Below are 13924 nucleotides of genomic sequence, written 5' to 3'. Positions count from 1 at the left end.
CCCTCGGTGGTCGCCGAAGGCCGCCGGGTCATCGGCAACATCACCCGCGTCGCCACCCTCTTCCTCACGAAGACGGTCTACTCGGTGCTGCTGGCCGTCCTGGTGGTCTGCTCCCAGGTCGAGTACCCGTTCCTGCCGCGCCACCTGACGCTGCTGTCCACGCTGACCATCGGCATCCCGGCCTTCTTCCTGGCCCTGGCGCCCAACAAGGAGCGGGCCAAGCCGCACTTCGTGAAACGCGTGATGCGGTACGCGATCCCGGGCGGGGTCATCGCCGCCGTCGCCTGCTTCGTCACCTACGTGATCGCCCGCCACCACTACTCCGGCCCCGACGCCCTCAAGGCCGAGACCAGCGCCGCGACGCTCGCGCTGTTCCTGACCTCGATGTGGGTGCTGGCGATCATCGCCCGTCCCTACACCTGGTGGCGGGTCGGCCTGGTCGGCGCGATGGGCGGGGCCTTCCTGATCGTGCTCGTCGTGCCCTGGCTCCAGGACTTCTTCCAGCTCAAGCTGGAGGGCGCCGTGATGCCGTGGACCGCCGTGGGCATCGCCGCCGCGGCGGCCACCCTCATCGAGTTCACCTTCCGGTGGGTGGCCCGCAAGTTCCCGGCGTAGTCGCTCCCGAAGGTCCCGGCGCAGCCCCTCCTGCGGGGGCGGTCAGGCCGCCAGCGCGTGGTCCACGCGGGCCGCGATCCGGCTGCGCAGGCCCAGGATGGCCACCGCGGCGAGCAGTCCGACGACCAGGGCCCCCCACCACAGGGCGGCCGCGCCGACCCCGGTGTAGAGGGTGACGCCCAGGGTGAGGGCGGAGAAGCGGGCCATGCCCCAGGCCCAGCTGAAGGCGCCCTGGTAGCGGCCCCGGGCGTCGGCCGGGGCCAGGTCGGCCACCACCGAGGCCGCGATGCCGGCCACGGCCACCTCGCCGAGCGACCAGACGACCACCGAGACCACGTACCCGGTGACGGAGTCCGCGACCCCGGTCAGCGCCACCCCGGCGGCGATCAGGGCGCCGCCCGCAGCCTGCACCGGCAGCTGCGGCAGTCCCGACAGCCGGGCCGACACGAACGGCTGCAGGGCCACCACCAGGACGGCGTTGACCGCCGCCAGGGCTCCGTACACGGCCGGCGAGAGCCCGCTGTCGCGGACGGCCAGCGGCAGAGCCACCTCGGTCAGCGAGTACACGAACAGCTGGATCCCGAGCAGGGGGAGCAGCAGGAGAAGCAGCCGGTCGCGCAGGACCACCCCGTAGCCCAGGCCCGTGGCCTTGGCCGGAGCGGTGCGGGCCGGTTCGCGCAGCCGGGTCGCGACCACGGCCGCGTAGACGAGGGCCGTACCGGCGTCGACGGCGAAGAGCAGCCAGTATCCGTGCGCGGCGAGGAAGCCGCCGAGGACGCCGGCGACGGCCGTGCCGATGTTGACGCCCCAGTTGAACAGGGCGTACGCGCGCTGCCGCCACCCGGTGTCCACCGAGTCGGCCAGCAGCGCGAACGCGGCGGGCCCGACGGTGGCTCCGGCGGTGCTGAGCAGCAGCGCGGAGGCGGCCATCGTCCAGAGCCCCGGGGCCAGGAAGAGCGCGCCCTGCGCGACGGCCGAGCCGATCAGCCCGATCAGCATGGTGGGGCGGCGGCCGATCCGGTCGGCCAGCAGCCCGCCGACGGCGGGGCCGAGCAGGTGGCCGGCGCCGAGCGCGCCGAGCACGAAGGAGATGTCGGAGCCGGTGATGCCCCGGTCGGCGAGGAGGAAGACCAGGAACGGGGTGACGAGGTAGCCGAGCCGGTTGATGATCGAACCGGCGAAGAGGGTCCAGACGAGGGGCGGGAGTCCGCGGAAGGTGGAGGGCATGACATGAGCCTGCGCCGGGACGCCGGCGGGTCCTATTGATTAAGGTGGGGCCGAATCCAACGGGTGGCGGCGGGGGTACGCAGGACCATGGAATACGAACTGAGCTTCTCGGCGGCCGATTTGGCGCAGACCCGCTTCGCGGTGTCGCCGATGTGGGAGGTCGTCACCAGCTTCCGGCTGCTGAACGTCGAGACCGATCCGCCGCTGCACCGCCACTGGGCCGCGCAGGTGCGGCCCCGGCTGCTGAGCGCGGGCCTGGACCGGGGCTGGCTCGCCGCCCTGATCCCGGGCGCAGGCTACATCGCGGACTTCCTCAACCCGACCCCGGCCGGCCCCTTCCCGGAACTGTCCGCCGAGCTGGCGGGCATCCGCGCGAGCAGCCCGGAGAACGTGCGCGCCGACCTGGCCACCATCGCGGGGAAGTCCCGCCCGGCGGCGCGCCTGAGGCTGCTCCACGAGGACCCCGAAGCCGTCCTGGAGAAGGTCACCGACGAGATCCAGACCTACTGGGAACTCGCGCTCGCACCCTACTGGCCCCGGCTCCGCCAGCTCCTCGAAGCCGACGTGTTCCACCGGGCCCGGCAGGTCGCCGAGCACGGCTCCGCGCACGTCCTCAACGAGCTCCACGACACCGTCAGTTGGGATGACGGAACCCTGCGCATGGTCCGCCGCCAGTGCTCCCTGACCCGCGACGAGTCCGGCGCCGGTCTGCTGTTGGTGCCCTCCGCCTTCGCCTGGCCCCGGGTCCTGACCCGCGCGGTGGCCCCGGACCCTCCCCAACTGGCCTACCCGGCCCGGGGGATCGGCACCCTGTGGGAACCCCGCGCGACCAAGGCCACCGACGCGGTGGCCGCCGTGCTGGGCCGCTCCCGGACCCTGCTGCTCGCCGAACTGGACACCCCGGCCTCCACCACCCAACTGGCCCGCCACAGCGGCCTGTCCGCCGCCGCGGTCTCCCAGCACCTCACGGCCCTGCGCGACGCGGGCCTGGTCACCGGCCACCGCGCCGGCCGCTCGGTCCTGTACGCCCGAACGGCCATCGCGGACGCGCTGCTCACGCCGGTGGGCGCCGGTACGCCCTGATGCCGTGGCCGGCATCGAATCGTGATCAAGCAAAGCTGGTGCGATCCGGTGGCCCGTGTGTGAGATTACGGCTGATCAACTCTTTCTTCCCTGGGGGGAACAGCACATGAGACGAGCGCGTGTACTGCCACTGGCAGGACTCGCCCTGGCGGTGGCCCTGGGCTCCGCGGCCCCGGCCGCCGCCGCGAGCGATCCCGCGGCACCGAAGGTCACGGCACCCCGTACCCTTCCCACGCCCGAATTCGCGGGTGAGAACACTTCCTCCCCCTGCTACACCGACCCGTACAGCGGGTCCGGAGCGGGCTGGATCGGCGCGACCGTCGAAGACGTCAGGCTCCGCGTCAAGGCCACCGGCCCCTCGGGTACGCGGCTCCAGACCACGTTCCAGCTCTGGGACACCTCCTACGGGGGCAAGCGCACCAACCTGACCAACGCCTGGTCCGCGCCGTCCGAGCAGACCGCGTACGTCAGCGGCGACCTGCTGAAGGAGGGTGGCCAGTACGGTTGGCGGGCCCGTGCCACCGACGGCAAGCTGACCGGCGCCTACACCCCCTGGTGCTACTTCCGGGTGGACACGACGCCGCCGACCGCCGAGGTCACCACGGACGCGGCCCCCAAGACGGTCGGCCAGGAGGCCTCCTTCACCCTGCACGCAACCGACACCGGATCGGAGGTCGCCTGCGCCCGCTGGCAGACGGATTCGACTTTCAGCGTCGGCTGGAGCTGCTCGGACGAGGCCACCGACCTCCACGTCGTACGGCTCACCGACGGCAGGGCCGACATCAAGGTCAAGCCCGAGTCCTGGGGGTCCCAGGCCGTCTACCTGGAGACGATGGACAACGCGGGCAACGTGTCCCAGCGCGCCTACCTGAGCTACTACGCGCAGTCGAGCACCGCCCCCATCGCCCTCGGTGACATCGACGCGGACGGCAAGCCCGACGTCCTGGTCCCCGATGCGGCCGGACACCTGCGCACCCGTGGCGCGGACCCGCGCGACACCCCCAATGCCCACGCCGCCGCGGCCCCGGGCGACCTCGGGAGCTGGGCCCGGGTGCAGTACACCCACCGCGGCTCGCTGCACCAGGACAGGGTGGACGACCTGGTGGCGCACGCCCCCGGAGGAGCCTTCCTGTACCTCTTCCACAACGGCGGCGCGGGGCATTTCACCGAGCAGGGTCCGGTGATGCTGGGCAAGCCCGGCACCTGCAAGGGCACGGCAGGCAAGGTCATCGACTGTGCGAAGAACGGCCTCGGCGGAGACTGGTCCAAGGTCACCGGGATCGCGGCCTACGGTTCGCCCCGGGGCGACACCCCGGCCGACGGGCAGCGTCTGACCCGCACTTCGCTGCTGTTCGTCGAGAACGGTCGCCTGTGGCTGGTGGAACCGACCTTCGGCGGTCGGCTGAGCACTGAGGCGGTCCTGGTCTCGGGCAACACCAACCGCTGGGCCGGCTACGACCTGCTCACCCCGGGCCGGGCGCAGGGCACGGACTTCCCGACCCTGTGGGCCCGCTCGCAGAAGGACGGCACGGTCCGGGCCTTCACCATCAAGGGCACCCCTGCCGCCCCCGACTTCTCCGCCTTCGCCAACCCGACCGCCGGGCCGGTCCTGACCACCCTGGCCCCGGCCGCGCACCCGCGCGTCGGCTCCGACGGCGACCTCACGGGTGACGGCATCCCGGACCTCTGGTCCGCCGACGCCTCCGGCAAGGTCAAGGTCTTCCCGGGCAAGGGCAAGGCGAAGCCCTACCCGACGGTGACGGGCTTCGGCGCGGCCCGCTGAGCAAGAGCCACCACCCCGTACGGTCTCCGGCGCCCCATAGTGGGCGCCGGAGGCGTTTCCTCAGTCGAACCAGCGGTCCCGCGCCAGTTCCGCCGTTCGCGACGGGTCTTCCAGGAGGGCCGCCACCTCGAAGCGGCGCGGCCACTGGCCCGCCGCCCAGGCGAGGGCCGCCGCGACTCCCTCCAGGGTGGAGGCGTGCAGGGTGCCGTCCGGGGTGCGGCGCCAGTCGAGCTCGATGCCGCCCGCCAGGAGTTCCTCGTGCTCCACGTAGCTCTTCGGGGTGGCCGGGCCCAGGAGCTGGTGCACGGATTCGGGGACCTCGTGCTCCTCGCCCTCGGTGGTCACCACCGCGGGGACCGTCTCCGAGAGGCGCCGGACCTGGAACAGCTCCGCCAGGTCGGCGGCCCGGGACGGGGCGACGGGGAGGAGCGGGAGGCCCTCCGTCAGCGGCAGCAGGTCCGGGGCGTCCGCGATCAGCGCCTCGGAGGCGTCCACCACGACCACCTCGCCGTCCATGACCGCGCGCAGCTCGTCGGGCAGGGTGACCTGCTCGGGGTCCAGCTCGGCCAGTGCCCCGTACAGGCCGTGCAGTTGGCGTCCGCCGACCTCCAGGTCCGGGTCGGCGAGGCGGCCGAGCAGCTCGGCGGCGCCGCCCGGCTCCTCCAGCAGGGCGGGCACGGTGGTGCGTACGCCCAGGGCCCGCAGGACCTGCTCGTCCTCGAAGCCGGTGGCGTCCGCCGGGGTGTAGAGGCCCGCCAGCAGCGGGTCGCCGCCCGCCGAGCGCAGTCCGGCCGGGCGGCGGCCGTCCAGGACGGGGTGGTCGCGCAGCCACCAGGCGGTGTACGAGCGCACGGAGCGGGTGGTGCCGTCCGGGAGCAGGACCCGCACGGGCTGGGTCAGGGCGTCCCGGAGGGGAGGCTGGGCCAGCATGGCCAGGGCCTGGGGCCAGCAGTCGTCGTCGACCAGGTCGAGGTCCCGTACGGCGACCAGCTCGGTGGCGACCGGCGGCACGGGGGTGTCGGGGAGCTGGTCGAGGAGGTCCTCGCACCACACGTCGACGGCGTCGAGCAGACCGGCGTCGTCGGGCTCGGCGAAGTCCCCGTCGCGGGGCTCCAGTTCGTCGGGGTCCAGGACCACGTCGGTGGCGCGGACCAGCTGGAAGGTGGCGAGGACGCCCACGGCGGTCAGGGTCCGCTCGTCCCAGCGCTCCACCAACTCGGCGTCCACGTACGGGATCTCGTCCTCGCGGACCACGGATGCCAGCGGGGAGCCGGGCAGCAGGAGCTCGCCGGCCGGGGTCGGTTCGCCGTCCTCGTCGGGCAGGGCGAGCGCGCCCAGCCACGGTTCGTCGCCGGGGGAGAGCTCGGCGTCCCGGACCAGGCCGAGGACGATGTCGGCCAGTTCCTCGGGGTCGAGGGCGTCCTCGTCCCAGATCTCCCCGGCGTCCAGGGAGGCCGCGACGGCCGCCCGCACCTGCGGGGTGGTCAGGACGGCGCGCGGGTTCGCCGGGAGCGCGCCGAGCTTCTCCAGCAGCGGGTGCACCGCGTCCGGGTGGGCCACCTTCAGGCCGAGCCGGGCCAGGCTCTCGGGCGTGCCCGAGCGCGGGGCGTCCGCGCCGGGCAGCAGCAGGTGTCGGGGGCCGATCGCGGTGCGGCCGTCGGCCAGCGGCACGGGGAGGCCGGAGAGCCGGTCCGGGTCGACCCCGGCGAGGCTGTCGTAGAGCCGGTACCACCACTCCGGGGTCCGCTCGATGCCCGCGATCCGCTCGATGGCCTCGCCCAGCGGCAGCCGGCCGACGCCCAGGGTGCGCAGTTCGGGGCGGCGCTCCAGCCCGGCCGGGAGCAGGGTCGGCAGCACCTCCGCGAGGACCCGTACGGTATCGGCGCCCGCACCCTCCACCACCTCGGCCTCGAAGGGGCGCAGGGCGGCCCGCTCCTCTGCCTGTCCGGGCTCCTCGGGCTCCTCGGCGGGGGCGGCGGGCGCGAGGAAGGCGGTACGGGGCAGGCGCGCGATGACGGCGGCGCGCAGGGCCCCGTCGAGCTCGCCCTTGCCGAGCGGGCCGGGTACGAGGTCCACGAGCGCGGTGCTCACCGGTTCCCAGGAGCCCAGCAGTTCGGCGTACGCGTCGGCCGCGCGCTCCACGAGGAAGTCGGTCAGCGGTCCCGGCGCGGGGTGCCGGCGGGTGGTGTCCAGCGGCAGGGTGGCGATGAGCAGCGCGGGGATGCCCAGGGGTTCGTCGGTCGGGGTCGGCGCGTGCACCACGGCGGCGGTCACGGGGCGGACCGGGGCGCCTTCGGCGTCGACGGGCACGGACCAGGACACCGCCCAGACGGGCCGCAGCCGTTCCTCGACGGGCCGGTCGGCGAGCAGCGCCTTCTCGATGGGGCCGGAGTGGCGCACGGTGCGCCAGCGCCTGGGGCCGGACGCGGTGTCCGAGGCGGAGTCGGTGATGACGGTGTACGGGCCTTCGACGCGGCGGGTCAGCGTCCGCACGCCTGCGGTGGGGGTGTCCACGACGACCTCGGCGAGCCCCGGCAGGGTCAGCAGCAGGGCGTCGTCCACGGCGGCCAGCAGCCGCCCGGCCAGCTCCTCGGCGGCGGCGTCGCGCAGCGGGAGGACCACCACGGTGTCGTAGCCCTCGGGCGCGGTGCCCTCGGCGGGCAACGGGAGGCGCAGCAGCGGGACGTGGCCGTCGCGGCGGCGCAGTTCCTCGCCGAGTCCGGAGCTGCCGACGGCCGCTCCCCGGGCCAGTTCCCGGGCCTCGGCCAGGGACCAGCGCACCCCGCCGTGCCGGCCGAGGACGGCGGGCTCGTCGGAGACGGCCAGAACGGCGGCGAAGCCGACGCCGAAGCGGCCGACGCTCCCGGAGGAGTCGTCGCGCTTGGCGGAGGCGCGCAGCGTGGACAGCGACTCCACGCCGGTGGCGTCCAGCGGGGAGCCGGTGTTGGAGACGGCGAGCAGCGCGTGCCCGTCGGGCTGGTCGGTGCCCGCGTGCAGGGTGAGCCGCAGCCGGCCGGGGACCCCGGCGCGGGCGGCCGCGTCGGCGGCGTTCTGCGCGAGCTCGACGACGAGCCGGTCGCGGTAGCCGCCGAGGGCCAGGTCCTCCTCGGCGTTGGCGTCCTCGCGGAAGCGGGCCGGGCCCGCGCCCCACGCGTCGAGCACCCCGCGTCGCAGCCGGGCCGTGCCGAAGGGGTCCACGCCGTCCTGGGCCGCCGTCACTCGCACGCTCACGCTGCTGCCTCCAAGCTGTACTGCGCTGTACTGCGCTGTACGGCATCCACGGAACGCCGGATGCCGAGGCCCTGAAGGTATCGCGTGCGTCGAGCGGCTCCGCAAACGAACCGGCTTCAGGCAGACTTCACGAGACGGTATCGCACAGCTATTTGTGAGGATTGCGCATGATCACGCTCACCAAGGAAGACGGCCCCGCGGACCTGGGCGGCGTAACCCACCTGTCCATCGGTGTCTCGTGGGACCCGACCGTGGGCAGCAGCGGCGGCCTGATGGGCAAGTTCAAGCGGAAGATCGGGACCGACCTGGACCTGATCGCGATCGCGATGCAGGGCTCGGACCCGGTCCGGCTCGCGGGTCTCGACTCCCTGGACCCCATGGGCAACGGCTCTCTGCTCCACAGCGGGGACAACCAGACCGGCCACGGCGAGGGCGACGACGAGACGGTGACCGTCGAGTTCGCCCGAGTACCGGGCAACGTCACGTCCATCGTCTTCGTCGCCGCCGCGTACAAGAAGGGCAGTTCCTTCCAGAGCGCCCGCAACATCAGCTTCAAGGTGTACGACGGCACGGGCGGCAGCACCCAGCAGGTCGCCGACATCTGGCCGAGCCTGCTCGGTACGGACAACGGCTGCGCCGTGGCCAAGGCGATCCGGGACGGGTCCGGCTGGAAGCTCCAGGTCATCAACGAGACCGGGAAGATCAAGCCGGGCGACGAGCAGGCCCTCATGCGGTTCGCCGTGGCGAAGTAGGCGTCACCGGGCGAAGGTCCGGGCTATTCCTGTCCGACGAGGTGCGCGAACACCACGACGTTGGCGTCCCAGTGGCGGTCCTTGGTGAGGTTGCCGCCGCAGGTGATGACGCGGAGCTCCGCCTTGCCGTGGGTGTCCCCGTAGACCTTGTCGGTCGGGAACCGGTCCTTCTTGAACGTGTCGACCTCGTCGACGGCGAAGACGGCGGTGGAGCCGTCGTCGCGGTGGACCTCGATCTTCTCGTCCTTCTTCAGCTTCTTGAGGTTGTAGAAGACGGCCTCGGCGGTCTGGGGCGTGTCCATGTGCCCGACGATGGCGGCCGCGCCCTTCTCCCCGGGGGTCGGGCCCTCCTTGTACCAGGCCGCGTCCTTGGGCTTGGCGAAGTCGGGCTCCTGCATGGTGCCCTGGGCGTCGAGTCCGACCGTGTCGAGCGGGGCGTCGACCTTGATGTCCGGGATCACGATGCGGTCCGGGACGGAGGCGCTCAGCACCGAGGCGGCCTTGGCGTCGGCCGGGTCGTTCTTGGCCGCTCCGGTGCCGCCCCCGGAGGAGCAGGAAGAGATCAGGACGACGGTGAGCGCCGAGGCGCCCGCCAGGGCGGCCACGCGCAGTGCGCGGCCGCTCCGGCGGGGGGCGCGGTCAGGGGTGGACTGCTCAGCCATTGTCTGCGGCGTCCGAGGGGACCCAGCCGAGCGGGGCCTGGCCGGTGTTCACGGAACCCTTGGGGGTCTTGTGGTGGCTCGGGTCGACCGGGGTCGGCTTCGGCTTCGGGGTGACCGGGCCGGTGGCGTCGGTGGAGAACTTGACGGTGTCGAACTTCTTGCCGCCCGCGAAGGCGTCGACGCCGTAGTAGCCGGACTTGACGTCCTTGGCGACGACCGCGGTGCCGGTCCAGACGCCCTTGCCGTCGTTCTTCAGGTTGACCTGGCCGCCGAAGGCGTCGGACTTGACGAACGCGCTCTTCTCGTTCGGCGCCGTCTTGATGGTGACCTGGATCTTGTCGCCGGGCTTGCCGTTGTCCTTGGACAGGCTCAGCGTGGAGGTGGTCGGCGTCGGGGCGGGCTTGCCGTCCTTGACCGTGAGCTGGGCGGTGGCCTGGATCTTCTTGCCGTCGGGGCCCGTGCCGGTGAGGGAGACGCCGTAGTTGCCGTCGGCGACCTTGGAGATCGTGGCGGTGGCGCCGCGCCCGTCGGTCATCTTGACGTCGTTCAGGGCCTTGGAGGAGATGGACAGGTTCGTCGAGCCGTCCGGGACCTCCATCGACATCTGGATGGAGTCTCCCGGCTTGCCGGAGGAGACCGACAGCTTCAGGGCCGCCGGGGCCGCCACCGCGGGGCTCGCGCTGCTGTGCGCGGTCGGGGTGGAGTCGGCGGCGAACGCGGCGGTGGGGACTGCCAGGGCCATAGACGAGGCGAGGGCGATCGCCGAGAAGGTAAGTGCCTTGCGCATGGGGTTCCTCCTGAACGGGCCGGGGTTCGTTCCCGGCACACCAGACATGAGGGACATCCTGGGGTGGTTGGTTGCACCCCTCCGAGGGGCCGGGAGGGACCCCTGCCGAAGGTCCCGCGGCATAAAGCCGCAGGCCGGGAAGGGGGCGGGGATCTTCCGTTTGCGGGCTCTTTGCCCCGATTTTTGGGACCAAGGTCCCGGGTTTCCGGGCCGCGCGGGGGACTTCGTTCTTCAGGGCTCGTTCAGGACTGCCCCAGAACCCCTGCAGGCAGAGCGCGGACGACGCGAAGCCCCCGGTGACGAGGTGTCACCGGGGGCTTCGGAGCGTGTCGGACGGGAGGGGGCCCGCAGGGGTCAGAGGTTCTCGATGACGTAGTCCACGCACGCGGTGAGCGCCTGCACGTCCGCCGGGTCGATCGCCGGGAACATCGCGATACGGAGCTGGTTGCGGCCGAGCTTGCGGTACGGCTCGGTGTCCACGATGCCGTTGGCGCGCAGCACCTTGGCGACCGCGGCCGCGTCGATGTCGTCCGAGAAGTCGATCGTGCCGATGACGGCCGAGCGCTTCGCGGCGTCCGCGACGAACGGGCTCGCGTACTTCGAGGCCTCGGCCCAGCCGTACAGGTGGGCCGCGCTGGCCGACGTACGGCCGGTCGTGAACTCCAGACCGCCCTGGCTGTTCATCCACTCCAGCTGCTGGTCCAGCAGGAAGAGGGTGGAGAGCGCCGGGGTGTTGTACGTCTGGTTCTTCAGTGAGTTGTCGATCGCCGTCGGCAGCGAGAAGAACTCCGGAATGTGCCGGCCGGAGGCGTGCACGCGGGCCGCGCGCTCCAAGGCCGCCGGGGAGAACGCCGCCAGCCACAGGCCGCCGTCGGAGGCGAAGGACTTCTGCGGGGCGAAGTAGTAGACGTCGGTCTCGGTGATGTCCACCGGCAGGCCGCCGGCGCCCGAGGTCGCGTCCACCAGGACGAGGGAACCCTCATCGGCGCCCGCGACGCGCTTGATCGGCGCCGCGACACCCGTCGAGGTCTCGTTGTGGGTGTACGCGTACACGTCCACGCCCGCCTCGGCCACCGGGTCCGGGTGGGTGCCCGGGTCGGAGGAGATCACCGACGGCGCGTCCAGCCACGGCGCGGACTTCGCGGCGCTGGCGAACTTGGAGGAGAACTCGCCGAAGGTGAGGTGCTGCGACTTCCGCTCGATGAGACCGGCGGTCGCGATGTCCCAGAAGGCGGTGGAGCCGCCGTTGCCCAGGATCACCTCGTAGCCCTCGGGGAGGGAGAAGAGGTCCCGGAGGCCCTGGCGCACGGAGCCGACCAGGTTCTTGACCGGAGCCTGGCGGTGGGAGGTTCCGAGCAGGGAGGTACCGGTGGCGGCGAGGGCGTCCAGCGCCTCGGTCCGCACCTTGGAGGGGCCCGCGCCGAAGCGTCCGTCGGCGGGCTTGATGTCAGCGGGAATCTGGATCTCGGCCACAAGCGGAGCGTATCCGGTCCGGGTCCACGCCTCGGAACCCAGTCCACCCGATGAGATGACGCGAACGGGTGGGAGCCGGTGGGAGGCTGTCCGCCGTGACGTCACCCGGTGAACTCGAACGGACATTGCGGAAGAACCTGCGCGGAGAGGTCGACTTCGGCGCCGCCGCCCGGGCCCTGTCGACGATGGACGCCTCGAACTACCGCCGCGTCCCGGTCGGCGTGGTCGCCCCGCGCGACGCCGAGGACGTGGCCGCCGCGCTCGCCGTGTGCGCCGGGGCCGGGGTTCCGGTCGTCCCGCGCGGCGGCGGCACCTCCATCGCGGGCCAGGCGACGGGCATCGGCGTGGTGCTGGACCTCACCCGCCACATGAACGCCCTCGTCTCCCTGGACCCGGCCGCCCGCACCGCCGTCGTCCAGCCCGGCCTGGTCCTCGACCGGCTGCGGGACGCGGCCCGCCCGCACGGGCTGACCTTCGGGCCGGACCCCTCCACGCACTCCCGGTGCACCCTCGGCGGGATGATCGGCAACAACGCCTGCGGGGCCCACTCGGTGGCCTGGGGGACCACCGCCGACAACGTCGCCGAGCTGGCGGTGACGGCGTACGGCGGCTCCTCGCACCGGCTCGGCACCGGCTGGCGGGGCGCGCCGGACGGGCTGCGGGAGCTGGTGTCGGGAAACCTGGCCGTCCTGCGCACCGGCATGGCGGGCGGCTTCTCGCGGCGGATCTCCGGCTACGGCGACCTGGACGCGCTGCTCCCCGAACGGGGCACCGAAGTGGCCCGGGCGTTCTGCGGCAGCGAGGGCACGCTCGGCGTGGTCACCGAGGCGGTCGTACGGCTCGTGGAGCTGCCCGCCGCCCCGGCGCTGGCCGTCCTCGGGTACGCGGACGAGAGCGCGGCCGCGCAGGCAGCGGCGGGGCTCCTCGCCCACGGGCCGCTGACCGTGGAGGGCATGGCGGCCGACCTGGTCGGCGCGGCCGCCGCCGGGCTGCCGCGGGGCGGGGCCTGGCTGTTCGTGGAGATGCGCGACGAGGGCGCGGCCCGGGCCCTGCTCCGGGCCTCCGACGCGGTCGACGGCCTGCTGCTCACCGACCCGGCGGCGCAGCGGGCCCTGTGGCGGATCCGCGAGGACGCGGCGGGCACGGCCACCCGGATGCCCGACGGCACCATGGCCTGGCCGGGCTGGGAGGACTGCGCGGTCCCGCCCGCCCGGCTCGGCGCCTACCTGCGGGAATTCCGGGCCCTGCTGGCGGAGCACGGGCTGCGCGGATCCCCGTACGGCCACTTCGGCGAGGGCTGCGTGCACGTGCGGATCGACTTCGACCTGGTGACGGCGCCGGGCGTGGCCCGCTTCCGGGCCTTCTCCTCGGACCTCGCCGACCTGGTCGTCGCGCACGGCGGATCCCTGTCCGGGGAGCACGGGGACGGACAGGCCCGGGCGGAGCTGCTGCCGCGGATGTACGGGCCTTCGGTGATCGGGCTCTTCGAGTCCTACAAGCAGGTCTGGGACCCGGCGGGCGGCATGAACCCCGGGATCCTGGTCCGCCCGGCACGCCTCGACGAGAACCTCCGCTTCGCTTCCCTCCCGGCGTCCCTGCCCTTCGCGGGGGAGGTGGCGCGGTGCGTCGGCGTCGCCAAGTGCCGGTCGACGGAGGTCGGGGGGCCGGGGGTGATGTGCCCGTCGTACCGGGCCACGGGCGAGGAACGCCACTCCACGCGGGGGCGGGCCCGGCTGCTGCACGAGATGCTGGCCGGGGAGATCGTGACCGACGGCTGGCGTTCGGCGGAGGTCGCCGAGGCGCTCGATCTCTGCCTCGGCTGCAAGGGCTGCCGCAGCGACTGCCCGGTGGGGGTCGACATGGCCGCCTACAAGGCGGAGTTCCTCCACCACCACTGGGCGGGCCGGCTGCGCCCGTTCTCCCACTACGCCCTGGGCGGCCTCCCCGGCTGGCTCCGCCTGATCGCAGCCCTCCGTCTGGCCCGCCCCCTGAACCTCCTGTCCCGCTTCCTGCGCCTCCCGGGCCTGGAGCGGTCCCGCCCCCTGCCCCGGCCGGCCCGGACCCCCTTCACCCGCGGGTGGCGCGCGGTGACCCGCTCCGCGGGGCTGGGTCCCCTACCCGCCCTTCCACCGTTCCCCGGGCTCCGCCCGGACCCGTCCGCGGGTGCGGCGCCGCTGCCGGGGGCCGGCCCCCGGACCCCTGCTCCTCAAACGCCGGAGGGGCTGGATCGGCCAAATCCAGCCTCGCCGGCGTTTGAGGCGCGGGGTCTGGGGCGGAGCCCCAGGGGGTCCGGGGCGCAGCCCCGGGGAAC

9 protein-coding genes and 1 pseudogene are annotated in these 13924 nt (G+C 73.4%); 5 read left to right on the top strand and 5 right to left on the bottom strand.

Annotated features, from left to right (window positions below):
• A pseudogene (locus ACFVX6_RS38790) lies at positions 1–615 on the top strand (cation-translocating P-type ATPase); the annotation flags it as partial.
• A 42-nt stretch (positions 616–657) separates the two neighbouring features.
• Here ACFVX6_RS38790 and ACFVX6_RS38785 read toward each other — a convergent pair.
• Positions 658–1842 (bottom strand): MFS transporter, encoded by a 1185-nt coding sequence (locus tag ACFVX6_RS38785; protein ID WP_389699298.1) that lies wholly within the window; start codon positions 1840–1842, stop codon positions 658–660.
• A gap of 87 nt (positions 1843–1929) precedes the next feature.
• On the opposite strand from ACFVX6_RS38785, the gene ACFVX6_RS38780 reads away from it, so the two are divergent.
• Both ACFVX6_RS38780 and ACFVX6_RS38775 read left to right on the top strand, forming a co-directional pair.
• On the top strand, positions 1930–2925 hold the full coding sequence (locus tag ACFVX6_RS38780) for a DUF5937 family protein (RefSeq protein ID WP_389699297.1): 996 nt from the start codon (positions 1930–1932) through the stop codon (positions 2923–2925).
• Positions 2926–3031: 106 nt separating this feature from the next.
• Positions 3032–4708 carry an FG-GAP repeat domain-containing protein gene (locus tag ACFVX6_RS38775; protein ID WP_389699296.1) on the top strand — a complete coding sequence of 559 codons (1677 nt, stop codon included), beginning with the start codon at positions 3032–3034 and terminating at the stop codon, positions 4706–4708.
• Between the two features lie 60 nt (positions 4709–4768).
• Here the strand turns inward: ACFVX6_RS38775 and ACFVX6_RS38770 are convergent, their stop codons facing one another.
• Positions 4769–7939 carry a sacsin N-terminal ATP-binding-like domain-containing protein gene (locus ACFVX6_RS38770; protein WP_389699295.1) on the bottom strand — a complete coding sequence of 1057 codons (3171 nt, stop codon included), beginning with the start codon at positions 7937–7939 and terminating at the stop codon, positions 4769–4771.
• A gap of 167 nt (positions 7940–8106) precedes the next feature.
• Here ACFVX6_RS38770 and ACFVX6_RS38765 point away from each other — a divergent pair, with 167 nt between their 5' ends.
• Complete coding sequence (locus tag ACFVX6_RS38765; RefSeq protein WP_389699294.1) at positions 8107–8691, top strand: TerD family protein; 585 nt, start codon at positions 8107–8109, stop codon at positions 8689–8691.
• Positions 8692–8714: 23 nt separating this feature from the next.
• Here ACFVX6_RS38765 and ACFVX6_RS38760 read toward each other — a convergent pair whose 3' ends face one another.
• The 3 genes from ACFVX6_RS38760 to serC form a co-directional block, all read right to left on the bottom strand.
• On the bottom strand, positions 8715–9353 hold the full coding sequence (locus tag ACFVX6_RS38760) for a class F sortase (protein ID WP_389699293.1): 639 nt from the start codon (positions 9351–9353) through the stop codon (positions 8715–8717).
• Positions 9346–10140, bottom strand: coding sequence for a hypothetical protein (locus tag ACFVX6_RS38755; RefSeq protein WP_389699292.1), 795 nt, complete (start codon positions 10138–10140; stop codon positions 9346–9348). The genes ACFVX6_RS38760 and ACFVX6_RS38755 overlap by 8 nt, the downstream gene beginning before the upstream one ends.
• Positions 10141–10494: 354 nt before the next feature.
• Entirely contained in the window at positions 10495–11613 is a 1119-nt protein-coding gene (gene serC / locus ACFVX6_RS38750; RefSeq protein ID WP_389699291.1) for a phosphoserine transaminase, read from the bottom strand.
• Between the two features lie 95 nt (positions 11614–11708).
• Between serC and ACFVX6_RS38745 the strand changes: the two genes are divergently transcribed.
• Positions 11709–13924 (top strand): FAD-linked oxidase C-terminal domain-containing protein (locus ACFVX6_RS38745; protein ID WP_389699290.1); only part of this gene is annotated, 2216 nt, incomplete at its 3' end.

This window comes from Streptomyces sp. NPDC058289 (assembly GCF_042880975.1).
Lineage (GTDB): Bacteria > Actinomycetota > Actinomycetes > Streptomycetales > Streptomycetaceae > Streptomyces > Streptomyces stoeckheimensis.
Note: the sequence above shows the minus strand (reverse complement) of the source record. Positions and strands in the feature narration are given on the sequence as shown.